Raw genomic sequence first — 24,379 nt, 5'->3', positions numbered from 1 at the left:
CTACTTCTCGACGAAGGCCCGCTCGAATACGTACTGCCCCGGCACGCCGATGCGCGGCGCGGCGGTGAACCCGCGGCCGTCGAGCAGTGCGCGGAAGTCCGCAAGCATCTGCGGGCTGCCGCAGACCATCGCGCGGTCGTGCGCGGGGTCGAGCGGCGGCAGGCCCAGGTGTTCCATCATCCGGCCGCTGTCCATCAATGCGGTCAGGCGCCCGCACTGGTCGCGGCCGTCGTTGGAGAAGGCCTCGCGCGAGACCGCCGGGTAATACAGCAATTGCGCGCGGATCTGTTCGCCCAGGAATTCGTGCTGCGGCAGTTCGTTGACGATGTAGTCGCGATACGCGAGATCCGCGGCGTTGCGCACGCCGTGGCAGAGGACCACCCGCACGAAACGTTCGTACGTGGCCGGGTCCTTGATCACCGCAAGCCACGGTGCGAAGCCGGTGCCGGTGCCCAGCAGATACAGATTGCGGCCCGGGTGCAGGTCGTGGATCAGCAGCGTGCCCGTGGGCTTGCGGCCGATCAGCACGGTGTCGCCGGGGCGGATGTGTTGCAGGCGCGAGGTCAGCGGGCCGTCGGCCACCTTGATGCTGAAGAACTCGAGCTGCTCTTCCCAATTCGCGCTGGCGATCGAATACGCGCGCAACAGCGGGCGCGTCGAGCCGTCGGGCTGCTTCACCGGCAAGCCGATCATCACGAACTGGCCGTTCTCGAAGCGGAAGCCGTCGTCGCGCGTGGTGGTGAAGCTGAAGTAGGCGTCCGTCCAGTGACGGACATCGAGCACGGTTTCAGTGCCGAATGGGGAAGACATCGCGGGCAGGGTGGAGCGTGGGGAGGCGAATTCTAAGGGATGGGGAACCCAGGCTTCACCGCGTCCCGCGCTCTTCCTTCGGCCGCGCCCTGTGATCCCGCCGGAACGCACTCCAGATCAGCAGCAGGCCCAGGACCGTGCCGATCAGGAACAACACCAGCGCCAGCGCCGGGTAACCGAACAGGCGCGCGCCCGCCGTGTCCACCCGCATCAGCATCGCCGAGGACAGGATCAGCGCGGCGGTGATCACGCCGGCCGTGATGCGGTTGGCGATCTTCTGCAGGTTCTCCATCAGCTGCGAGTCGTCCAGGCCGCCGAGCTGCACGGTCAGCCGGTTCTCCGCCAGCAGCGAGAGGATGTCGGAAATCTTGCGCGGCGATTCGCGCAGCAGCGATTGCACTTCGAGCACTTCGCCGGCGATGTTGGCCGGCGAGAAGGACTGCCGCATCCGCTCGCGCATCACGTGCTGGATGTGGTCCTCGGTGATGGTCTTCACGTCCAGGTGCGGGTCGAGCGCGAAGGCCACCTGTTCGAGGTTGAGCATCGTCTTGCCCAGCAGGCTCAGCTCCGGCGGCGTGCGCAGGTTGCAGGCCGTGGAGATGCGCACCAGTTCGATGACCAGGCGGCCTTCGGACGTGGACTTCGACCCCGTGTGCGCTGCGTAGCGCGCGACCAGTTGGCCGATTTCGCGCTGGAAGCGCTCGTGTTCGAAATCCTCCAGCCGCGTGCCCATCGCGATGGCTTCGTTCGCAACTTCCTCGCCCCGCCCGTCGACGGCGGCGAACAGCAACTTCAACAAACGCTCCCGCTGCTTGGGGGGCACGTGCGCGATCATGCCGAGGTCGAACAGGCCCAGCCGCCCGTCATCGGTGACCAGCATGTTGCCCGCGTGCGGATCGGCGTGGATCTCGCCGTGCACGAACATCTGGTCCAGGTAGCCCTTCATGAGCGCAGTGCCGAGCTGGCCCATGTCCTGTTCGGTGCGGCGCACGCCGGAGATCGCGGTCACCTTGACGCCGCGCACCAGGTCCATCGTGAGGACGCGCGGCGAGCACAGGTCGCGCACCGGCTGGGGGACGAACAATTCCGGATACGCCTCGAAGTGCTCGGAAAAGCGTTCGAGGTTTTCGGCTTCGACGCGATAGTCCAGTTCGGCGAACAGCGTCTTGCGGAACTCGTGCACCCAGTCGGCGAAGCGCAGGCGGCGCCCGATATCGGTAATGCGGTCGGCCTTGTCGGCGAAGGAGGCGATGGTGTCCAGGTCCATCCGCACTTGTTCGGCGACAGTCGGCCGCTGCACTTTCACCGCGACCTCGCGCCCGTCGCGCAACACAGCGCGGTGCACCTGCGCCAGGGACGCACTGCCGATCGGCACTTCGTCGACCGAGGCGAACACCTTGTTCATGCGCGCGCCGATGTCGTTCTCGAAGACCGCGCGCACGATTTCGAAGGGCACGGGCGAGACTTCGTCCTGCATGCGCTGCAACGCGGTGATGTAGGCCGGCGGCACCATGTCCGGTCGCGTCGACAGGGCCTGGCCGATCTTGATGAAGGTCGGGCCGAGTGCTTCGAGGTCGTCCACGAACTGCTCGGCATCGCCCTCTTCGATCGGGTCCATTCCCTCCATGCCGGCGGCGGCCTTGTCGAGATCGATGCCGCTGAAGACGCCGGCGCTGCGATATTTCAGCAGGAAGGCGATGATCTGTGCGCTGCGGGCGAGGCTCACGGGCGTATTTCCATTCATGCGAAGCAGCCTAGTCGCGGCGGCGTCAACGGGATTTCACTCGGCGGGGCCGTGGCCGAGTCGTCGCACGAGTCCGCCCCCGATTCCCCGTAACCAATGCGACCTTTCGCATGGTTGTGCGCGGAGCGACTCACGACCATGGGCGCCCCTGTTTCGCTGGCTGCCGCCATGTCCTTTCGCAACCTTCGCCTTTTCGCACTGAAGCCGCGCGCTGCGCACCAACGCTTCGCATTCCAGTGCATGGCCGTGGCGTTGTTCCTCGTCGCGCTCGTCGCGATGGGCATCACGGGCAGCAGGGCATGGAATGTCCAGGCAGCGCCCGGCCAACCGGGGATCCTGCCGACCAAGCCGGCAAACCCGACGAACTTCCCGACGATCGAAGCATTGCTGCGGCAGTCGCCGCACGACACGGTTGTCCTGTTGAAACACGTCGAGCACGGGGACCACGCCAGCCGCTCGCCCAAGGCACAGCAGCGTTTCGATAGCTTCGTCAAGTTCATGGAGTTCGTCGACGACAAGGACGTGCGCGTCGCGGTTCTCGCGCAACTGCAGCCGGGCGCTTCGTCGATCGACCCTGACTACGTCCTGCCCGACGAAATCAACGCGGTGTTCAAGAACGTGACGCCGCGGTACATGGCCTTGACCGGAGGAAAGGATGGGGTGGCGTATCTCACCCGGAAGGCGAATGGCAGAACGATGCTGGAGACGGAATTTCCCGGTGTTCGGAATATCGTGATGGTGTCCTCCGGCATGGATTGGGATCTGCATGTTCCCGTCTTCGAAGCGCTTTGGAACCGGATCACTGTCTATCGCAACGTGAACCTGGACCCGTTGATCGATGAAACGCAGGATCGCACCTTCCTCATGCGGTACGTCGATCGCCTGGACGCTCCCCGGCACTTCGAGACAGCGGCGCCGCTCGAGCTGCCCACGGTCATGGCGCTGGATCCGCATCTGCACTACGTCCCCATCGGCAACATCCCGGGTGTGCTCGCCACGTTGCCGAATGCCGATTACAAGGGCAGCTTCGCGCCCAATGGCGTTCCCTATCCGCATGCATTCACGCCTGGGACGAAGCCGCGCGCCGGATTGGGCGCGTTCGCGGAGACGCAGCAGTTCGATGCCCAAATCCGGCTCTCGCTGACTGAGATGAGTTACTTCGTCGATGACCAGGAATATGCGGGCAACCCGCACCGCACTGCATTGGTGAAGGTGCCACAGGCGACCGTCAAGGCGTACGCAGATCACACCGCTGGCATGTCCATCACGCAGATGCGCCAGGCCGTGGTGGACCTGGGCGTTGCCCAAGCAAGTGGCGGGGTCCCGCTTCCGCCTCGCGTGGCCCGACAGGCGCTGAAGAGCGGCGCGGTGGAACTCACGGTCACCGGGCATGGCGGTTTGGACGGCAGTGGATACGAAGTCGGCGACCTGGCGCCGACGCAACTCGCGGCGCTGATCGTCGCGCACCCTGACCTCGCAGTCGGCACAACCCTCGCCGGGGGCGATGCGCCGAGGATCAAGCATTTGCGAATGCTTGCGTGCGGCGTGCGTTGCCGGTCCGACTATGTCGCCGGGACAGGTGGCGATCAGACGAAAGATGAAGTCGAGTATGCGCGGGAACTGGTTCGCCAGTTGCACAACGAGGGCGTAAGCATTGATCGAATCACGGTCCACAACGCCAGCGTCGTGCCTTATGCCTTGAATGGGCCGGGCGCGGTCGGTACCTGGTTCAGGCTGCAGGATGTGGACGCCGGTGTGCGCGGCTGGGCGTACGAGTCGAACGTGCTCAGCACGTCGATGGCCTACGACGCGTCGACCGACAAGTTCGTCGAAGATCCTGACTTCAATCTGGACAGCGTCGCCATCAAGCACACGCGTGCGCTTCCTGTCGCGCTGCATACCGATGTTCCGCACGCGTCCAAACCAGGTGGACAGGTGCCGGCGTGGAGCGACGCCAACGTCGGCACCGCCATCGCCTCGCCGGGTTACGCACGCGCGACGACGTCCGCGGCAGTGATCGATGTGGCACCCGCACCGGATGTACAGCCGCGACTCGAAGCGCCGTCCAGGGTCAATGGCGTGGCGTGGGCAGCGATGCGGCCCGCGGTCGGCGTCAGCGGCACCATCGTCACCATGGCCGACCTCAACGCGATCGCCGCGGGTTCGCGCCCCGATGCAGGCAAGGTCGTCGTCGTCGATACCGATCCGTCAAGTCTGGAAGGCGTTCGCCGCGCGGTGCATCTGGCCGGCGAGTCGACCGACATGATCGACTGGATTGCGAAGCTGCGTGCGAACGCACTGGACACGGCAGGCACCACGTTGGTGGATATGTGGAAGTCGATCGCGACCAACCGATCGGACGTCGAAGCCGACCTGTTCCGGGACACGCGCGTCGTCGAACACTTCAATGCATTCAAGGCGCGCGCGCTCGCGGGGGACTATTCCTTCCACGGCGCAGATCTGACGACCCGCGATGGCGGCGCCGTGGTCAATGTGCATCTGGGGCAGGAGCCAGTGCTGTTGCTGTGGTTGCCGAGCGACGAGATGTTCCTCGCACGCAATGCGCTGCTTGGTGCGACCGCCACGCGCGGCGAGACGCTCTACCAGTTGCGCCTCAACCTGGCGTTGCTGATGGGCCCGGACACGACGCTGTGGCAGCAGCAGGGACTTGCCAAGGTGACATGGAAGGGCGAGCAAGCCTTCCGCGATCATTTCCAGTTGCCAGGTGCGGACAAGGCTTCCAACGCCGCCAGTACGGACCAGGGCGCGGTCACCGCCGAGTCGCGCGACGAAGCGCTCGTCGACGATCTCGACAAGGAACTCGAACACGCCGCCGCGAACGTCGGTGACCGCGACCGCGTCCAGGACGCAATGCGAGATCGCGAAGAGGGCCGCCTGCACGACTGGTGGACGCGCGCGCGCGAGACGCTCGGTTCGGTCGCCTCGTGGATTCGCGGCCGATTTGCCGCGCTGATGCAGGCGCTGGGTTTGTGGGAAGGCCCGGCGGTGCAGACGCCGGCAGAGGCCGTCGAGATGCAGCGTCGCGACGCCGCGACGCTACGCATCGATGCGCAGCAGCTGGGAACCGAGTTGGTGCAGACCAGTCATGCCGTGCTGGTCGCCAACGCCATCGACCCGCACGCCTATGTACCGGTGTTCCACTCCGTGCGTGAGCTCGACCCTGCACCGTGCGTGCAGTCGGGCTGCACCACGCGCACGGCCGAGCCGGAGTACGAGATCCGCTGGTTGCACGAGACGACGGGCGAGGAGCGCATCGTGCGCACGCGCGATCCGGTGTTCGCCAAGGTGCGCGATTTCCTCGACACGCACGTGGTGCAGGCCAATGCGGATGCGGCGGGTGGGCACGTTTCGAGCATGAACGCAGCGTTCGCGCTGATGGGGTTTGCGCAGATACTGCAAAGCAAGCGGCAACTGGAACAGCCGGATGGGTTGTCGGCGAACCTGGCCACGGGCCTGCAGGTGCAGATGTACATGGGTGAGGCGCAGGCGGTGCTGGGCGTGACCGGGGATGCGTTGAAGCTGGTGCAACTGGCGCGCGAAGGCATGCGCGAGGCGGCGCAGGTAGTCGCCACGGTGGGGCAGGCGGCGCGTCTGGAACTGCGCTTGCTGCAATCGCTGACGACCCTGGTGGAGACCGGGAACACCGCGCTGTCGGCCGCCATGGTCGGCGTGGACATCTACAACCTGGCCAATGCCACGACCGACACGCAACGCACCGTGGCCGGCGCGCGCCTGGGGATCGACAGCACCGGGGCCGCGCTGACGGCCGGTGCGATCGTGGCGGAGGCCGCAGGCGCGGCGACCGCCTCGGCGGTGATGGGTTCGTTGGCGGTGCCGCTGGCGGGACTGGGCATCGGGATCGCGGGGTTGGTCGAAGCGTTCATGGCGGTGGCCGAGGATGTGGATGCATCGGCGGCCAAGTTCGACAAGTTCGCCGATCTGTATCCGCGCATTCCCTGGTACTGGGCGGAGGAATACCTGCCCGATGTCGATCCCACGCACGCGGTGGACAAACGCCAGGTCTACACTTGGGAGAGCACCTCGCAGATGCTGCAGCCGGTGCACGGCATCGCCTTCGACAAGGTGGACCTGCGCACCCGCAATGGCCAGGGCGAGCGCATGGCGCACTTTGCCCAGAGTTACGTCGATCGCGCGGACCCGTCCAAGCAGGGCTCGCAGGCCATCTGCTGCAGTCGTCCGACGCTGACCGGCGGCAACGTGCCTTCGCCCGATCCGCATGCGGCGCCCATTCCGATCCTGGGATCGCGCACCGGCATCTTCGAGGAGCGCTCGCTGCCGTTGAAGACGACCGATGTGGTCACGACGCTGGTGGCGCCGGCGACGCCGGCCTCGCATTTCCACGGCTACGCGTATCAGAACCTGCCTTTCGCCAACAGCCGTCACCTGCTGGAAGCGGGGTTCATGGGCTATGAGGTGCTGCGCCGGTTGGAGAGCACCGACTGGAACGCGGGCTTTTTCCTCTTCGACTTCGACCTCAACGCGATCGAGACGATCCTGCGCACGATCCGCGAGGACTGGCGCCCGACCACGGTGGATCTGCTGCTCGACGATGCGGTGCAGACGATTGCCTGGCCGGAGTTCGTGATCCCGAAGAACACGACCTGGACGCCGGCGCAGCAGCAGGCTTACCGCGCCAGCACCCGGCAGATGCTGGGCAACATGCACTATCGGTTGAGCCCGAGCGGGCGCGTCGCGCCTTACCTGCTGGCGCTGCAGGACGGCTACGGCACGATCGAGTTGCAGGCCGCATCGGCGGGCAAGGCGACGACGTGGATGCTGGATGCACGGCATCTGGCGAACGGCGATGCGATCACGGTGGCGGTGGGCGCGCGGGCCGGTGGCCCGGGCCAACACGGCGTGCTGCGCATTTCCGGCAACGAGATTCGCGCGGCCGGCGTGAGCGGCACGACGCCGGTGGCCGGGGAAGGCACGGCGGAGGTCTATGTCGTGCTCGCGCACGGGGTCTGGCACGTGGACTTCGCCAAGGGCGAACTGGTGTCGAAGGATGTGCTGGCGGCGACCGACCTGGTGCACGACCAGCGTGTGCAGGAGGCGCTCAAGCGCCACGGGTTCTCCTGGCGCAGCGATGGCTTCATCGAGATCGCCACTAGGGGCGATGCCCCGACCGATCGCTTCCCGCTGTTCGGGGGGAACGTGAAGCGCTACTACCAATCGGTGCGCGACGAAGCGCTGGCGTACGCGATCGAATCGCGTTACCCGAAGGCAACGCTGGTGTTCGGGGATGCGCACGAGGCGCTGTTCCATGATCCGGACAGCGGCCTGCTGTTGCGCGTGCCGCGCGGCAGCCTGCTGCCGACGCGTGCGTATCGCATCGGTCAGGACAGCAAGGACATTCCGCATACGATCAAGCGCGTGGATCGGCTGGATGGCGATTCGTTCTTCGTGCTGGTGGAGTACGGGCGCAAGCGTCCGGCGTATTGGGAGGTCGACGTCAACACGCCGGAGGTCAACGGCGGGATGACGATCGCCTACCGGGTCGGCGCGGACGCGTTGCAACTCGTGGCGCTGATGAACCATGCACACCTGAGTGCCTATCTGGAGGCATTCGGTCGGGTGGTGCCGCCCGGCGTGCCCTACGGGGACTTCATGTCGTGGCTGGGCACCGTGGCGACGGTGGACTACGCGACCACTTCGCCGATTCCGACGGGGGATCTCACGGCGGTGGTCCCGGTGCCGGCCGAGTGGGTCTCGTTGAGCGGGATGGTGAACGTGCCGGCGGGCGATGTGTTGCGCCAGTACTGGATCCGCGCATCCGACGGCAACCTGCTCCAGCCCGTCTTCATTGCCCCGTCGGCGACATGTCGTGTCGGGGGCGGTGCGGTGGACGGCAGCATCAACGGCCTTGGCGTGCGCGATGCGGTGCCCAGCGCCGGCTGCACGATCGCGCATCCGGGCGATGCGGTGATGCTGGATACGTTTACGACCGCGGGCGGCGGACCGGCCAACACATGGCGGCATTTCTACTCCCCGAGCCTGGGCGCGACGTTCCGCGCGCGTGCCTACGACTTCGAAGGGACCACCGCGGTGGTGTATCCGCGCACGGAGTTGGTGGCCGTGGGCAAGAGCGGCGCCGCGCCCGAAGGCGAGGACATCGACGGACTGGCATGGCGCTTCCACGCCGATGGCACGCGCCAGCTGATCGGCGTTGGAGCGCCGTGGGTGGGTGCGCGTCCGGCGAGCTTTGTCACGGACCTCACCACACTCGTCGACGCGCAACCGAGCAACTTGCCAGCGCTTTCGCCGCTGCCGGTCACCGGCTTGAAGGATCAGGACGGCACTGCGATCCAAGCCTGGTATTTGGCCGATTCGCGGCGCTGGGTGTTGGCGCGCGCGGGCATGCGTTTGATCGATGACGGCGCGCAGCCACCGTATCGGGCCACTGTGCAGGATGCAGCGAAGGCGTTGTTCACTTCCGCCACGCTGCCGGCGCCCAGCTTCGCCAAACTGTTCGACGGTCTCACGCTGCGCGGCAAGGTGCAGCTGGATGCGCTGAACGCCCTCGCAAGCCTGGGCACGCCGGTGGCGCTGACCTCGCGGCGCGATGCGCAGTGCCAGGGCACGGTCGCGCTCTACGGCGAGGGCACGGCCATGTGTCTGTCAGCCACGGGCAAACCGCGCGTGCTGGAGATGGCGTGGTGTCCGGCGCAGCCCACGCCCGTGCGTCCGGCGGGCACCGAAGCGGACTACGTGCAGCTGACCTGCCCGACACCGGGCACGGACACGCGCGCGCGCAGCGGTTGGCTTGCGCCCAGTGGCGTGCGCATCGCCGCACCCAAGCCCGACGCGCTGGCCAACGCCGCCGATTACCGCCTGCTCGGGTTCAACGCGCAGGTCACGGAGGCGTACTTCTTCCACCCCGGCCACGAGATCCTGTACGTGACCAACTGGTCGGGCGATCTGAAGCGTCGCCATTGGGTGGCCGATGCCAACGTGGTGGGCGAGACCTTGTTCGTGCAGCAAGCGCGCAACGGCCTGGCCGCGGCGCAGATGCCGCGCATCGACGGCCTGACCACGCTGGCCCTGGCGAGCACCAGTCACTACACGACCGAGTACGGCATCGATGCGGCGACCTGGCTGCATTACGCACGCATCGTGGTCGACATGGGCGCGGCCCCCATCGGCCCGCATCGGCAACACGCGATGCAGTTGTTTTTCAGCGAGGCGAGCAAGTTGGTCGTGCAGGGCTGGCCCGGCGGCTGGCGCGTTTACGACCCGGACATGGGCAAGCAGATCGAACTGCGCGGCACCGGCGGCAACAAGACGGTTTACTTCGGCGACACAGGCACATCGCTGGACCTGTCGGACGTGCGTCCGCTGAGCTTCCTGGAATTGCCGAAGACCGGCTTCACGCCGCCGGCGGCGGAGGTTCCGTTCACCGATCGAATCGACGTCGACGGCGACAACATCGCCGACCTTTCGTGGGTGGTGCACGAAGGCGGCCATGGTCGCCTGCGCTGGATGTCGCGACGTGCCGATGGCAGCGTCTCGGGCGTGGAAACACGCAGCGACGTGCAGGTGCCATGGACGACGAAGCCGGAGCGTTATCGCCTGACCACGCGGGCGGGCACCGCGTTGTATTGCGCGTGGGTGGAGACCGCCACGCTCGCCGTGGGTCGCACCGGCGTGAACTGCTACGCCATCGATCGCGAAGGCGTGCGTGCGTTCGGGCATCAGCCGGCTGCGGGCGGTCCGCCGCCGCCGCCGGCGGCCTTCGACGCGGCGATCGACGCGACGGCGAACGCGGCGCGTTACCTGCAACTGGAGGCAATGCCGCTGGGCGAGCTGGTGTTCTTCGACGGCACCGACTTCCAGTGCGTCCGCGATGGGGCCGCGAATGCGTGCCTGCGCGCCGATTCGGCCGGCGCGGCCAAGCCGGGGCAATCCTTCCTGGCCTGCCCGGCGACAACGCCGAACAGTGACGCGCCGGCGTGGTGTCAAACCGCACGCAGCCGCCAGGTGCAATCGACCGTGGTCGGCCCGTGGCGATCGGATGCCAGCATCCTCAATGGCGGGTATTGGATGCGCCTGAACCAGGGCCTGGTCGAATGTCTGGCGTTCGACGGCCGCGCCTGCGTGGCGAAAACCAGCGTCGTGCCGGACTTCGCGAAGGCGATCCCGCTCACCTGCGGCGCGATGATGCGGATCGCGTACGGCTTCCAATTCGCGTGGTGTCAATCGCTGCGCGCCCCGCGCGGTGATTCGAGTGCGACCTCGCCACCGGTCAGCGGCCTCGTGCCGATGGTGGCCAACCTGCGTATCGACGGCACGCTGCGCGTGGGCAACACCCTGCATGCGCGCTACGACTTCGCGCACGCCGGTGGTGCCGGCGAAGGCGCGAGCCAGTACCAGTGGTCGCTGATCGACGCGATCACCAACAAGGCGACGCCGATCAATGGCGCCAAGCAGCGCACCTACACGTTGACGCCGAAGGATCAGGGCGCCTACCGCGTGCGCTTCACCATCGAACGTCTGGTCGCCTCCACCGGCGATATCGCGCCGGGGGCCTATGCGGTGACCACGCAGGACGCGGTGATCAACGGCAGGCCGCCCGAGGCGCGCAACCTGCGCATCGAAGCAGCGACGATCCAGGGTCGGGCGCTCGATGCCCCGCCGAGCCCCGGCCAGACGTTGAAAGCCGTGCACGATCCGCATGATCCCGATGGCGATGTGTTCGACGGTTCGACCACCCACCAGTGGTGCGAATACGCGCCCGACAGCGACACCGCGCTTGGCTGCACCGCATGGAGCACCGGCGATACGCATGCAGTGCCGGTCAGCGCCCAGGGCAAGCGCATCGCGGTGAAGGTGATTCCGCGCACCACAACCGGCATGCCGAACGTGGGCGCGGAGGTCACCTCGGCGAAGACCGCCGTGGTCCAAGGCATGGCGCCGGAGGCGCGCAATCTGCGCATCGTCGGCGAGGCGAAGTCCGGCGTGCCGCTGAAGGCCGTGTTCGATGCCTTCGACGCGGACAACGACACGTTCGGCGGTACGTCGTATCAATGGTGCGAGTACCCGACCAACAGCGACACGGCGATTGGCTGCACTGGTTGGATGACCAGCGATACCTGGACACCCGGGGCGTACCACGTCGGCAAGCGCCTGGCGGTCAAGGTGATCCCGCGTACTACAACCGGTTCGCCGAACGTAGGCGTGGAAACGCTGTCGGCGAAGACCGTCGCGGTCACCTCCGACACGGCGCCCGAAGCCCGCAATGTGCGCATCGAGAGCACGAAGTTGCGGGCAGGCTACCCGCTCACGGCGATATTCGATCCCTATGACGCGGAGAACGACCCGTTCGGTGGAACCACGTACCAGTGGTGCAGGTACCCCGCCGCGAGCAACACGCCCGAATGGTGCTCGGCGTGGTCGACCTCCAACATGTGGATCCTCGACACGCCGGACGTGGACAAGCGCATGGCCGTGAAGGTGATCCCGCGCACGACGAGAGGCACGAAAAACGTCGGCGCGGAGGCCACCTCGGCGGAGACCAGCGTGATCGCCAAGCTGGGTTCCAAGCCGGTGGCCGTAGCGCTGGGCATCGAGGGCGAAGCGGCCCTCGGCAAGACGCTGAAAGCCAATTTCCATGTGAGCGACAACGAAGGCGATCGGGTCGGCGACCACACCTATCAGTGGTGCGCCTTCGCGTTGGGGTCCGACAAGGCAATCGACTGCACCTACCCGAGTTCGAGCGCGTTGCACGTCGTGCGTTTAATCGATGTGGGCAAGCAACTGCGGGGATTTATCGTTCCGCGCACGCCCGACGACTTTCCGCGTCTCGGGGAGACCGTGCGGACGGAAAAGACACAGGTCGTCCAGGCGAACAGCGGGCCGCGCGTCTACGCAAATTACACCCTCCTGCCGATTCCAGATACGGGCGAGTGGGTGGAGAGCACGATCGACGTGCCCGACAACGGCACGTTCAACGACTTCCGCCTCAGGGTGAAGATCGCGCATCCCTGGACCAGCGACCTGCAGGTCTTCCTCGTCAGCCCGCAAGGCGTATCCCACCTCGTGCAGCAGTGGAAGTCCGGCAAAGACGTGGATCAGGAGTTCCGGATCTCGCTTCAGACCACACAACAGCGCGGCCTGTGGAAACTGCGTATCCAAGATGCCATTCGCAGCGATGTCGGGACGCTCAAGAGCTGGAGCGTGTCGTTCGAATCCACACAGTAGTGGTGTCGCGTGGGCGCTCGATCTAGGAGCGCCCACGCGGCGGCAATCTGCCTTCACTCTCGCCGGCACCGGCGTGCATCTACCATGCGATGCAATGAAAACGCTGTGGACCTCCGGCCATTCGACCCGCGACTGGGAAACGTTCGCCGGCATGCTGCGCGACGCCGGGATCCGTACGCTCGTCGATGTGCGTCGGTTCGCGGGGTCGCGTCGGCATCCGCAGTTTTCCGGCGACGCGATGGCGATCGCGTTGCCGCAGGCGGGCATCGCCTATGTGCCGATGCCCGGGCTCGGCGGGCGTCGCACGCCGTCGAAGGCGTCGCCGAACACGCGGTGGCGTAACGCGAGTTTCCGTGCGTACGCCGATTACATGGCGACGCCGGGATATCGCGAGGCGCGCGATGCGTTGGCCGCAATCGCGTCCGAATCACCCACCGCCGTGATGTGCGCCGAGGCGATGTGGTGGCAATGCCATCGCGGTTTGATTTCTGACGACTTCAAGGCCGATGGGTGGGCAGTCGTGCATCTGCTTTCGCCTGGTCGTAGCGAGGTGCATCCGTATACGGGGGCGGCTTTGATCGTCGATGGTCGGTTGACTTATGCGGAGCCGTCGACTGGTACGTTGTTTTGAGGTTGCGCTGGTGAAGCCCGCTCGAAACCGATTGGCGCGTCGCTGGCGCATCTCCTTGCGGGTCGCTTCGATCAGGGGGCTTTTGCTGGGGGCCGCCATTGGGGGCTGCAAAGCAAGCTTTGCAGGTAGCCGATGGTTTTCAAGTGCGGAGTCCCTCTCCCTCCGGGCGATAGGTTGGGCGAAGCTGCGCAACTTGCAGGCGATTTTGGTTTGGAATCGAGAGCTTCAGGTCCTTTGACTCCGAACGATTGGGTTGTCGGATTCAAGGCGCTATCGTCCCCAATCTGAAGTGCCGGGTGCCCCATTCGAAGCGCCACGTCGTCAACCCGAGGCGCCACGTCGTCGCATTCGAAGTTCCACGTCCCCAACCCGAAGCGCTAGGTCGTTCTATTCGAAGCACCACGTCGCCGACCCGAAGTGGAGGACGACGCACTCAAAGTGCCACGTCGCCAAGCCGAAGCTTCGAATTTCGGACTCGAAGAGTCGAGTAGGCAACCCGATGGAACTAGTCAAGGATTCGACCCGAGCAATCCCGACAGCCTTCGCAGTCCACGGATTTGTCCGCCGAGAAAAGGGCAGTCGTCTGCTTGGCCGCACGCCAGGACAATTGCAGGATCGCCCTCGGAGTGGAAGAACTCCATACGAGTGGTCGCTTCGGCGACCGACCTCGACGGGTTTCCTGCGTCGGGAGGGGGCTGAATATTGCGGCCTTTCTTGATTAGGGGCGATGCCGCATTCGGCGACCCTGGCGAACTTCGGTGAATGGGGACTACATGTATAAGGCTCTATCCGCGCTGCTGCTCGTAGCATGCGTCGCGTTGCTTCCTACGGCGTCCGCTCAGGACATCACCCTCCCGCGGGAATACGGAAAGGTCGTCAAATCGGCGGAGGTCGTGGGTGCGTTGGGCGCCGACCTGTTCGGCGAGGAGACCAGTTTCTTTACGGGTACCACCGAGTTCAAGGTGACCGACGTCAGCCTGCCGGGCAACGGGCTGGTCCCTGTCAGGTTCGGACGTCGTTACGAGGTGACCGACAAGACGGGGTCCTATGGGGCCGCGCAGGTTCGTCCTGCCCTCCCGTTCGGCGACTGGGAATTCGACATTCCCCGCCTGCATGGCGTGTTCGGGCAGACCGGCTGGATCAGCAGCATCGGCGATGGCAGTCAGCGATGCACGGTGTCGACTCCCGAAGAAGGCGCGCCGCCCTATCTCACCGGCGGGCAAGGCGGCACGTTTGCACCGAGCGAGTACTGGCACGGCAACAGCATGTACGTGCCTGGTGCCGGCGACCAGGAAATGCTGGTCGTCACGTCAGACAACCCAAACAGGCCGACCGACGGCAAGAGCTATCGTTGGGTGACCCAACAGCAGTGGTATTTCTCGTGTCTGCCGACCACTGCGGTGAACAACAACATTGCGGGTGAGGCCTTCCTGGCCACGGCACCGGATGGCACGCGTTACTGGTTCGACTGGATCGTGGAGCGGGCCCAACCGCAAATCACCAAGGCTGTAGGGATGCCGCCGATCGATGGCGGATTCGCAGCCGCGGCGGCCGGACGCGCCAGCGCACAAAACAGCGGTGCCACGACGATGGCATTCAACGGCTACCTCCTTCGTCGAAAATCCGTCTCGATCTATCCCACTCGAATCGAGGATCGCTTCGGAAACTCGGTTGTCTATAACTGGGATCCTGCCGTCAGGAGCCAGCTGAGCTCGATCGTAGCCAGCGATGGTCGTCGCATCGACCTGGCGTGGGTGGATGGTCGCGTGGCATCGATGACGGATGGGACACGCACCTGGACCTACGGCTACAGCCAGACTGGCTCTACGTTGCTGTCCGTCACGTTGCCGGACGCGTCGAAGTGGCAATACAACATCGGAAGCCTCGCTGGCGTTCACGCCGCCGACGATCAGGCTGAACCCCAGTGCTGGGGTTCGCCGATGAATCCGCAACAATCGACGTACACCGGCTCGATCACGCATCCGTCCGGAGCGGTCGGCACCTTTACGTTCAAGCCTACTTTGCATGGTCGATCGTACGTGGCCAACGCAGCTTGTGCGTGGGTCGGCAAGGGCCAGGGCCAGGGCGCTGTCTGGATCGCTCTGCATCCGATCCTGTACAGCAGCATCTCGATCATTTCCAAGCGGATCGAGGGCCCCGGCATTACCACGCCGTACACGTGGACATACGCTTACGGTGCGGCCAATGGCAGCTATTCCAAGGACTGCCCCGGAACCACCTGCCCGTCTACCAAAACGGTCGAAACCAGCGGTCCGGACAATCAGTGGACGCGCTACACCTTCAGCAACAAGTTCCGGCAAGGCGAAGGCAAGCTCGTCAAGACCGAAACCGGAACCGGTCCGACCAACATCCTTCGCACCGAAAGCACGACCTACCTGCTGAACCCAGCGAACCAGGCGTTCCCTGCACGCATCGGGGCGAGCCCGTACGCGCGAGGAGACCGCTCGGCCGAACAACATGGGCCGGTTCTGCAACGTCAGGTAATCCAGCAGAGCACCACCTTCACCTGGCAAGTCAATCAGGCGAATGGCATTTACGCATTCGACGCGTACGCCAATCCGCTGAGCGTGACGCGCTTCAGTTCGCTGGGCTACAGCAAGGTGGATGCGACCGAATACAACAACAACACGAGCAAATGGGTGCTCGGACAGGTCAAGCGCCAGACCACCGATGGGATCGAGACCTCGCGTGCCGACTATCACGCGGTCACTGCACTGCCCACGGCGACCTTCAAGTTCGGCAAGCCGGAATACACGGCGGGTTACAACGCCGACGGCACGCTTCGCCAGCTGATCGACGGCCGTGGCATCGGAACCAAGTTTTCGAATTGGAATCGGGGCGTCCCCCAACTGATCGAATACCCAGGCACGCCTGATCAACCGCAGGGCGCCAGCATTACGGCTGGTGCCAATACGCTCGGTCTGATCGACTGGGCCGAGGACGAGAATGGCTATCGGACGTGCTACAGCTACGACCCGATGGGTCGCCTGGCGAGCATCTCCCATCCTTCGGAAACCGTCGATCACGCGTGCGATACGCCGGAACTGCTGCAGCCGAAAAAATGGAACCAGACCACGCAAGCCTTCGCGTGGGTCCCCACGGGCGAGTACGGCATCGTGGGTGGGCATTGGCGGCAAACAATCAGCACTGGCAATGCGCGCAAGGTGATCTATTTCGACGCATTGTTGCGTCCGCTCGTGACGATGACTTACGACAATGCCGACATCAGCAAAACGCGAAGCGTTCAGGTGTCGCGCTACGACGCTGGCGGCAACGCCATCTTTCAGTCGTACGCATTGCCCACTTTGGCGGATTACACGGCGATATCAGTTGGGAAATCCACTGCATATGACGCATTGGGTCGCGTCACACAGATCAAGCAGAACTGGGAAAGCGACGCGACGGGTCTCCTGACGACGAAGATCGCCTATTTGGCCGGCTTTCAAACCAAGACCACCAACCCGCGTGGCCAGTCGACGACCACCTCGTACTACGTGTACGACCAGCCGACGCAGGACTTTCCGAAGGTCATGCTCCTCCCCGAAGGCGCGCGCACCACGATCTATCGCGACGTGTTCGGCAAGCCGACTTCGCTCGTGCGCAGCAACGCCGACAGTTCGGAATGGAGTGGTCGCTACTACGTCTACGACGTCAATCAACAGCTGTGCAAGCGCGTAGAGCTGGAGACCGGCTCAACGGCCATGGGATATGACGCCGCGGGCAATCTCGCCTGGTCGGCCGCCGGACTGCCGTGGTCGAGTACCACGGACTGCGCGATCGATACTACCGGCCGCCGCGCTGATCGGACGTACGACGCGCGCAATCGATTGAAGACTCTGCGCTTCCCTGATGGCGTCGGCGACCAGGTTTGGACCTACACGCCGGATGGGTTGCCCGAGCAGATCACGACATACAACGCCGTCAACGACGGCGCCCCGGTGACTAATTCCTACAACTACAATCGGCGCCGGTTGTTGGACGGGCAGGGGGAGTCGATCAGCCAGCCCGGTTGGTACACGTGGGGCCTTGGTTACGGTTACGACAACAACGGCAATCTGTCGACACAGGTCTATCCCAACGGTGTCACAGTTGATTACGCCCCCAATGCGCTAGGCCAGGCAACCCAGGTCGGGACCTACGCGACTGGCGTGAGCTATTTCCCGAACGGTTCTGTTGCCCGGTTCACCTATGGCAATGGCATCGTGCATGCGTTGACCCAAAACGCGCGGCAGTTCCCCGACCGTAGAAAGGACGCGTACGGCGTAAGCGTTACGCTTGACGACAGCTACGACTACGACGGCAATGGCAACGTGGCTGCAATCAGCGATGGCCTTGTCGGCGCGCGCGGCAACCGAACCATGACCTATGACGGGCTGGACCGCCTCAAGTCCGTGGACTCGCCGATGTTCGGCGGGACGATTACGTACGGGTACGATACGCTCGACAATCTTACGGCCCTCGTAGATCCGACGCGAAACCTGCGCTACTGCTACAGCGCAGCGAACCGCCTGGAATTCGTCCGCAGCAACGCGGCCAACTGCAACGACGGACTCGCGACAACCTCGTTGATGTACGACGTGCAAGGAAATCTCGACAACAAGAACGGGCAGGACTTCGACTTCGACTTCGGCAATCGCCTTCGAGCCGTCACCGGCAAGGAAAGCTATCGCTATGACGGCCACGGCCGCCGAGCCATGGCTTGGGCGCCGGGGTATTCGAACGGCAACATCCTGTCGCAATACGATCAGGGCGGCGTGCTGCGTTACCAGCACGATTCACGTAAAAACAAGCTATATGCCTATTTCTATCTGGGCAGCAGACTTGTGGCTATTCGAGAAACGCCGATTGGGACGAGCAACCATGTCGTCAAGTACCAGCACACCGATGCGCTGGGAACCCCAGTCAAGGTCACGGATGCGAATCGCGCCCTGTTGGAGGCTACCGAGTATGAGCCTTACGGCAAGGTGCTGAATCGGCCGACGCACGACGGGCCTGGATTCACGGGGCATATAGAGGATGCGGCCACCGGGCTGACGTATATGCAGCAGCGCTATTACGATCCGATGTGCGGGTGTTTTTTGTCGGTCGATCCGGTGGTCGCTGATCCGTCGAGCGGATGGAACTTCAATCGATTCAATTACGCGGCGAACAACCCGTACAAGTATCGCGATCCTGATGGGCGGGTGATCGATACAGTCTTCGACGTCGGTTTTGCGGCCTACAGCGCATACACGCTGGCTACCCAGCCCAGTTGGACGAATGCTGGCGCGCTTGCGGCGGACCTTGCCGGGATCGCCATTCCGGGCGTCACGGGATTGGGCGCGGGTGTCCGGGCCGCAGCTCACGCCGGTGACGCAGCAAGAAGCAGCCGCTCGGCAAATGAACTTGGACTTCCCGGTAAAGGTGCTGCCGCCGGGAACAGCGTGCAACTAAGCAAGGGCCTCGCAAGTCAACAGCAACTTGGGGAGTTAGCATCTGGTTTGGGGACGGTAACCCACGGAGTTGCTGCGCACAAACCCTTGAGAGCGGCGGAAAATCTCGCGAGTCAACATGGTGGACAGGCGGCAGATTATCAGAAGGTTTCGAGTTCATCGTACGACGCAGCGGATGGTTCGCATGTCGAAACGCATGCATTTCGTAACTCGACTACCGGGCAGATAATCGAGCCAAAGACCGTAATCAATCCATGACGAGGTCACGAAATGAGAGTTAAGGCGATCCAAACGCAGATTAACGATGAACAGCGCGTAGCTATGGGCGTCAGACCGGAATACATGCCGGTCTTCCCCTTGACACTGGGAAAGGAATACACGGTCTATTGCCTTGCATGCATTCCCGACTCCGGAATCTATGGGATGGTCACGTTGTACTGGATCGTCAGCGACAACGACCGGCTCATCCCCGTGCCGTCCTGCCTGTTCGAAATCACGGACTCCCGACCCTCCAGGTTCTGGGTGATCAGATACCAAGGCCTGACGCTCTCAATGGATCCCGTCGAATTCCTGGAGAACCCGTATCTGTCGGAGGACATCTTCGATCACGAAGACGATGCGATGGTCGTGTTCGCGGAAATGAGAAGACGTTTCGAATCGGAGTGAGCCACGATTTTCCGAAAGGGTTCAAATGAAAGTTCAAGCTATCCAGACGCAGCTTGCTCCGGAGCAGCGTTCAGCGATGGGCGTGGAGCCGGAATATATGCTGGGCATTCGCGGGCCTTGTTACTTCTGTGGCTTCGTTGTAATCGGCGCGGCCATTCCGGCGCAGTATGGCCGGCCCTCGCTGGGTCTCATGAATACAAAAGGCACGACTACCGTTGATTTCGTCGCCAAGGGGGTAACTCCTGACGAATGGAGGGTGGTTCTCGTAGAAGAAGGCCCTTGGTCTCGCTCCGTCGAGGCGGAGCTCAGGCGCGTTCAAGAACGCCTTTATGAGTGCATCGATGCTGCATTGGATGGGCAGTTTGCTAAAAAGTTTCCTGAGTCAAACGGCGCGAAAATTGTAATTCAGCTGGACTGCTACAACGTGCCTGGGGCCGAAGTTGCGGATTTCTTCGACACTTTCTCAAAAGGCGTTTTTTTTACCAACGATTACAAAGACGCACTTGTGCAATGCCGATTTGTAAAAGGCATTTCTTTTGAGGTCAATTTTGACTCAATTCACTAAGTAATAATTGCGAAGCGACTCACCATGACCTTACGCCATGCCTGGAGAAGCGAAAATCAAGCCATGATCGATAGTGCAATAATTGCATTCATCAACGTCTTGAATGCCAACTGGCGTGCGCTTGCTGAAGAAGAGGCGCGTGGCACTCAAGAAGGGCTGCTTTGGGATTGGAGTCAAGCGAATTGGGAGGTGCTGGTTGAGGCATCCCTGAACATTCGACCTAGTGGTCTTAGATTGTCCGTATATGGGGAAGGCGCTGATTGCCGTGGAGGAAGTAGCCGTTTCTCATTCCCTGACGACCAGCCTACCCACGAAGTTCGTTGCCAGCCGACTCATGATCTTGTGATTGACGCCCTATCGGGAAATCAAATTCGAGCAGTGGCTGGAGGCTATGCGCTCGATCGTTTTGTATCGGTGCATGAAGGATGGTATTTCGATAGACCTGCGTTCAATTACGCGTTAATTGAAATCGACGGGCGGCAGTGCGCTCTTCCTGTCGATGAATTGAACTGGAGCGTTGCAAAGCTCGAATAATTCGCGCTTCGCGGCGCTTCGTTGGCACCTGCCTTCTACATGTGGCCGTTTGGCTGACGCGGTAGTCACACTGGTCCTCGGACCGATATCCAGGTTTACTTCTTCGATCCGCACAGCCCTGGGCAGCGAAACGAGAAGCCCAATGGCCCGCTACGCCAGTACTTCCCCAGGTCATTAACTTGTCGATGTTTTCCCAAGGAAATGATCTTCTGACCGATCAAACCTGCCGACGCGACCTTTACTGGCGGGCGTGCGCCGGGCGTTTCCCATCGCTGCCTTGCGCAGTCCCGCGACTGTGCACGAACTCCGGGAATATCTCTTCCAGCGGCGCCGTGTCCGGCAAGATGTAGAACACGCCACCCCGCTCGAACGTCGGACGGATGATCTGCTCGTAGAACTCCGGCGAGACGTTGATGCAGCCATGCGTGACGCGGTTGTCGTCCGGCGAAGGCGATGCAAGGCGTTCGGCGCGTCTCTCGGCCGGGACGCCGGTCGCCGTAGGGTGCATGGAGACCGAGGAATCGTAGTCCACCCACAGGACGCGCCCCGCGTCGGTGGATGGTCCGAAACCACCCACGAAGCGACCGGCAGGCGTCGTGCGATCACGGCCAGGAATTTCGCGAAGCGCGAGACCGGCGATGCCGGGGGCCGAATGATCGCCGATCGCCGAGCCAAAGAGCCCCGGTGCCGCGCCGCGAAGCCGGCCGTCGCCGCCGAACACCAGGATCTGTGCGGCGGCCTTGTCGATGACCGCGAACGGATAGCCTTGGGTGTCTTTTGCTGCGACAACCCAGCCCGCGAGCTCAATCACCGTGCCGGACACATCCTGGCCTGGCGGAAGCTGGTCGACGGCGGCGTCGGGTTGCGCGACTTGCGCGACGGCATCCTGGGCGCTGGCTACGCCCACACTTGCGAACGCCAGCGCCAGCGCCAGCGCAACGGGAACGGCCCGGATCGCAGGGGATATGCACATACGGAGGGGACGGTTCCTTGGAACGAGGACTGGGTGAAGAAAGTTGACCGGTGGCCGGCAGAGGCCACCAGTCCTTGGTTCAAACACTTCGTCGCGAACTGTGCGAGAGCGATTAACCGCGCGGCTTGCGGCTTGGCGCCGCTTCGAGCTGCTGGACGCGGCTCTCTATTTGATCCAGCCGTTGGTTGGCCTGCTGCGCGGACTGATTGGCGGATTCGGCGCTCTGGGCTGCGCCCTGCACCTTCGTGTCGAGTTGATCGAGGCGGGAGTTGATCGTTGCAAACTCGTCATCATAGGTGGCGCAGCTGGCAAGGGCCAAGGTGGCGACGATCGCCCCGCCCAGCGTACGCGCCATCGCCAGAGATTGTTTGGTCAGAAACATTTCCTATGCTCCTTCGTCGGGGGTATTGAAATATAGCGGCCTTTTCGTCGGAGTCATGGCCCGCACTCAGCTGCCGTTTGAATACGTGGAAGGATTGTGAAGACGCCGCAACCAGATAACGGTTGCAGCTCGAATCGGCCCCCCAACCGGGGGAGTGGGCTGGATTTCACTCCCGCGCAATCGTCTCGCGCATCGGCATCCGCCCGGGCCAACCACCGGCCAGCGCGCGATACAACGCCACCACGCTCACCGCACTGCGCGTCCGCGCATCGGCGAATGCATCCTGCGCCTGCAGTTGCGCGCGTTCTGCATCCAGGACTTCGAACAGATCCACCGCACCGGCGTCATAACGCACACGCGCCAGACGCGCCGCATTCGCGCTGTCGAGTGCCGCCTGTTCGCGATGCCCGTCTTCCACGCGCGCGCGGTTCTGGCGAATCAATGCATTTTCGGTGTCTTCCAGTGCCAGCAGCACCGTCTGCCGATACCGCGCGAGTTCGCCCTCGGCATTGGCATCCGCCGCGGCGATGCGTGCGCGCACGCGGCCCACGTCGAGGAAGGACCAATCGATGCCAAGCGCCACGACGCGCGTTTCGCTGTCCCGTTCGAACAGGTTGCCGGCGTCGATCGACTGACTGCCGATCAAACCGCCGAGGGTGAAGCGGGGGAACAGGTCCGCGGTCGCCACGCCGATGCGGGCGGTCGAGGCGTGCAAGCGTTCTTCCGCGGCGGCGACATCGGGACGGCGGCGTACGATTTCGCCCGGTGTCCCGGCGTCGATCTGCTCGGGCAAGGCGGGCAGGGGCGCCGCTTGGTCAAGTTGTGCGATCAGCGCCTCGGGCACGCGGCCGGTGAGCACCGCGATGCGGTGTTCGGCGAAGGCGACCTGCGCTTCGAGTTGGGGAACGATCGCGAGCGTGCTTTCCAATTGCGCACGCGCGCGCGAGGTATCGAACTCCGTGCCGCGACCGGCGTCCATGCGCGCCTGCACGATGCGCAGTGTGCCTTGCTGGTTCTCCGCGTTCTCGCGGGCGACGCGCAGGCGCTCCTGCAGGCCGCGCAGTTCGAAGTAGCTGCGTGCGACGTCGCCGACGATCGCGACCTGCATCGCCGCCAGGTCGTTCGCGCCGGCTTCGACACCCGCGCGATTGGCCTCGACGTTGCGGCGCACGCGGCCCCACAGGTCGAGTTCCCAACCGGCGACGACGCCGACGTCGTACGAATCCACGTCATCGCGCGCATCCCGCGACACGCCCGGCGCCTGGTCCGTGCTGAGCCGCGAACGACTCGCGTTGCCCTGCGCGGTGATGGTCGGGATCTGGTCGAACTTCGCATTGCGCAACAAGGCGTTGGCCTGGTCGTAACGCGACAACGCGATGCGCAGGTCGTGGTTGGCGGACAACGCTTCCTCGACGAGCGCGGTGAGCTGCGCATCGCCGAAGCGTTCCCAGAAGGCATCGTCGGCGGGGGCGGCGACGGCGGTGGCGTCGGTGCGTGCGAACGTCGCCGGTTCGACCGACGTGGGCCGCACGTAATCCGGGCCCACCGCGCAGGCGGCGAGCACCGCCGTCGCGAGCACGGTCATCGCGAGACGAACGGGGCGACTCACCACGGGAGCGTCTCCTCGAAATGCACGAAGCCACCGGTCGGGCCATCGGCGTCGAGCAACGCCATGCGCACGCTGGTGCGCGCGCCGTCGGCCACGTCGATGTCGCCGGCGGAATTCATGTCGGTCTTCACCGAACCCGGATGCACCGCGTTGACCTTGATCGCCGTGTCCTTCAACTCGTGCGCCAGTTGCACGGTCCACGCGTTCACCGCGCTCTTGGACACGTTGTAGGCGGGAATCTTGATGTCGTAGATCGGCGAGGCCGGGTCGTTGTTCGCACCGACCGAACCGAGCAGGCTGGACACGTTGACGATGCGCGCGGCCGGCGCCTGCTTCAGCAACGGCAGGAAGGCCTGCGTGGTGGCGACCACGCCGAAGACGTTGGTGTCGAACGTCTCGCGCCACGTGGCGAGCGACTGCTCGGACGGCTTGCGCTGCCAATCGTCGATCAGCACGCCGGCATTGTTCACCAGGATGTCGAGGCGTCCGTGCCGGCGGGTCACTTCCTGCGCGGCCTGCGCGATGCTGTCGTCGTTGGCCACGTCGATCGCGATCGCCTCGACCTGCAAGCCTTCGGACTGGAGTTTCAGCGCGGCGGCGACGGCCCTGTCGCGGTCGCGGCCGCCGAGCAGCACATGGATGCCGGCGTTGGCGAGCTGGCGGGCGGTTTCGAACCCGATGCCGCGCGTCGCGCCGGTGACCAGCGCGACCTTGTCGCTGTTGCGGGGAGTGGGGGCAATGGCAGTCATGTCAGTTCTCCGATGGGGGAGCGA

At 64.1% G+C, this 24,379-nt stretch carries 12 protein-coding genes; 6 read left to right on the top strand and 6 right to left on the bottom strand.

The features are described from left to right. Together ACXJJ8_RS01675 and ACXJJ8_RS01670 are read right to left on the bottom strand one after the other, a co-directional pair. The gene (locus ACXJJ8_RS01675; protein WP_499026501.1) at positions 1–810 is read right to left on the bottom strand and encodes a ferredoxin--NADP reductase; all 810 of its coding nucleotides are present in this window, start codon (positions 808–810) and stop codon (positions 1–3) included. A gap of 55 nt (positions 811–865) precedes the next feature. Continuing rightward, positions 866–2,536: an ABC1 kinase family protein gene (locus tag ACXJJ8_RS01670; protein WP_499026499.1), complete on the bottom strand. Its 1,671-nt coding sequence runs from the start codon at positions 2,534–2,536 to the stop codon at positions 866–868. A 186-nt stretch (positions 2,537–2,722) separates the two neighbouring features. On the opposite strand from ACXJJ8_RS01670, the gene ACXJJ8_RS01665 reads away from it, so the two are divergent. The 6 genes from ACXJJ8_RS01665 (at position 2,723) to ACXJJ8_RS01640 (ending at position 20,642) form a co-directional block, all read left to right on the top strand. Further along, entirely contained in the window at positions 2,723–12,793 is a 10,071-nt protein-coding gene (locus ACXJJ8_RS01665; RefSeq protein WP_499026497.1) for a TcdA/TcdB pore-forming domain-containing protein, read from the top strand. 94 nt (positions 12,794–12,887) lie between these two features. Beyond that, positions 12,888–13,424 carry a DUF488 domain-containing protein gene (locus ACXJJ8_RS01660; protein ID WP_499026496.1) on the top strand — a complete coding sequence of 179 codons (537 nt, stop codon included), beginning with the start codon at positions 12,888–12,890 and terminating at the stop codon, positions 13,422–13,424. Between the two features lie 758 nt (positions 13,425–14,182). Then, positions 14,183–19,135: an RHS repeat domain-containing protein gene (locus tag ACXJJ8_RS01655; RefSeq protein ID WP_499026495.1), complete on the top strand. Its 4,953-nt coding sequence runs from the start codon at positions 14,183–14,185 to the stop codon at positions 19,133–19,135. A gap of 165 nt (positions 19,136–19,300) precedes the next feature. Beyond that, positions 19,301–19,543 carry a hypothetical protein gene (locus ACXJJ8_RS01650; protein WP_499026493.1) on the top strand — a complete coding sequence of 81 codons (243 nt, stop codon included), beginning with the start codon at positions 19,301–19,303 and terminating at the stop codon, positions 19,541–19,543. 25 nt (positions 19,544–19,568) lie between these two features. Continuing rightward, on the top strand, positions 19,569–20,108 hold the full coding sequence (locus ACXJJ8_RS01645; protein ID WP_499026492.1) for a hypothetical protein: 540 nt from the start codon (positions 19,569–19,571) through the stop codon (positions 20,106–20,108). A 24-nt stretch (positions 20,109–20,132) separates the two neighbouring features. Beyond that, the gene (locus ACXJJ8_RS01640) at positions 20,133–20,642 is read left to right on the top strand and encodes a hypothetical protein (RefSeq protein ID WP_499026491.1); all 510 of its coding nucleotides are present in this window, start codon (positions 20,133–20,135) and stop codon (positions 20,640–20,642) included. Between the two features lie 238 nt (positions 20,643–20,880). Here ACXJJ8_RS01640 and ACXJJ8_RS01635 read toward each other — a convergent pair whose 3' ends face one another. The 4 genes from ACXJJ8_RS01635 to ACXJJ8_RS01620 form a co-directional block, all read right to left on the bottom strand. Next, complete coding sequence (locus tag ACXJJ8_RS01635) at positions 20,881–21,570, bottom strand: hypothetical protein (RefSeq protein WP_499027184.1); 690 nt, start codon at positions 21,568–21,570, stop codon at positions 20,881–20,883. Positions 21,571–21,727: 157 nt separating this feature from the next. Beyond that, positions 21,728–21,997 carry a hypothetical protein gene (locus ACXJJ8_RS01630; protein WP_499026489.1) on the bottom strand — a complete coding sequence of 90 codons (270 nt, stop codon included), beginning with the start codon at positions 21,995–21,997 and terminating at the stop codon, positions 21,728–21,730. 166 nt (positions 21,998–22,163) lie between these two features. Further along, positions 22,164–23,606 (bottom strand): efflux transporter outer membrane subunit, encoded by a 1,443-nt coding sequence (locus ACXJJ8_RS01625; protein ID WP_499026488.1) that lies wholly within the window; start codon positions 23,604–23,606, stop codon positions 22,164–22,166. Further along, positions 23,603–24,355 carry an SDR family oxidoreductase gene (locus ACXJJ8_RS01620; protein ID WP_499026486.1) on the bottom strand — a complete coding sequence of 251 codons (753 nt, stop codon included), beginning with the start codon at positions 24,353–24,355 and terminating at the stop codon, positions 23,603–23,605. The genes ACXJJ8_RS01625 and ACXJJ8_RS01620 overlap by 4 nt, the downstream gene beginning before the upstream one ends. Between the last annotated feature and the right edge of the window lie 24 nt (positions 24,356–24,379).

It is taken from the genome of Lysobacter sp. P5_C4 (genome assembly GCF_054049695.1).
Note: the sequence above shows the minus strand (reverse complement) of the source record. Positions and strands in the feature narration are given on the sequence as shown.

Coding starts and splice junctions, on each gene's coding strand:
- ACXJJ8_RS01665 (WP_499026497.1), top strand. CDS start 2,723: ATGTCCTTTCGCAACCTTCGCCTTTTCGCACTGAAGCCGCGCGCTGCG.
- ACXJJ8_RS01660 (WP_499026496.1), top strand. CDS start 12,888: ATGAAAACGCTGTGGACCTCCGGCCATTCGACCCGCGACTGGGAAACG.
- ACXJJ8_RS01620 (WP_499026486.1), bottom strand. CDS start 24,355: ATGACTGCCATTGCCCCCACTCCCCGCAACAGCGACAAGGTCGCGCTG.
- ACXJJ8_RS01675 (WP_499026501.1), bottom strand. CDS start 810: ATGTCTTCCCCATTCGGCACTGAAACCGTGCTCGATGTCCGTCACTGG.
- ACXJJ8_RS01650 (WP_499026493.1), top strand. CDS start 19,301: ATGGTCACGTTGTACTGGATCGTCAGCGACAACGACCGGCTCATCCCC.
- ACXJJ8_RS01640 (WP_499026491.1), top strand. CDS start 20,133: ATGACCTTACGCCATGCCTGGAGAAGCGAAAATCAAGCCATGATCGAT.
- ACXJJ8_RS01630 (WP_499026489.1), bottom strand. CDS start 21,997: ATGTTTCTGACCAAACAATCTCTGGCGATGGCGCGTACGCTGGGCGGG.
- ACXJJ8_RS01645 (WP_499026492.1), top strand. CDS start 19,569: ATGAAAGTTCAAGCTATCCAGACGCAGCTTGCTCCGGAGCAGCGTTCA.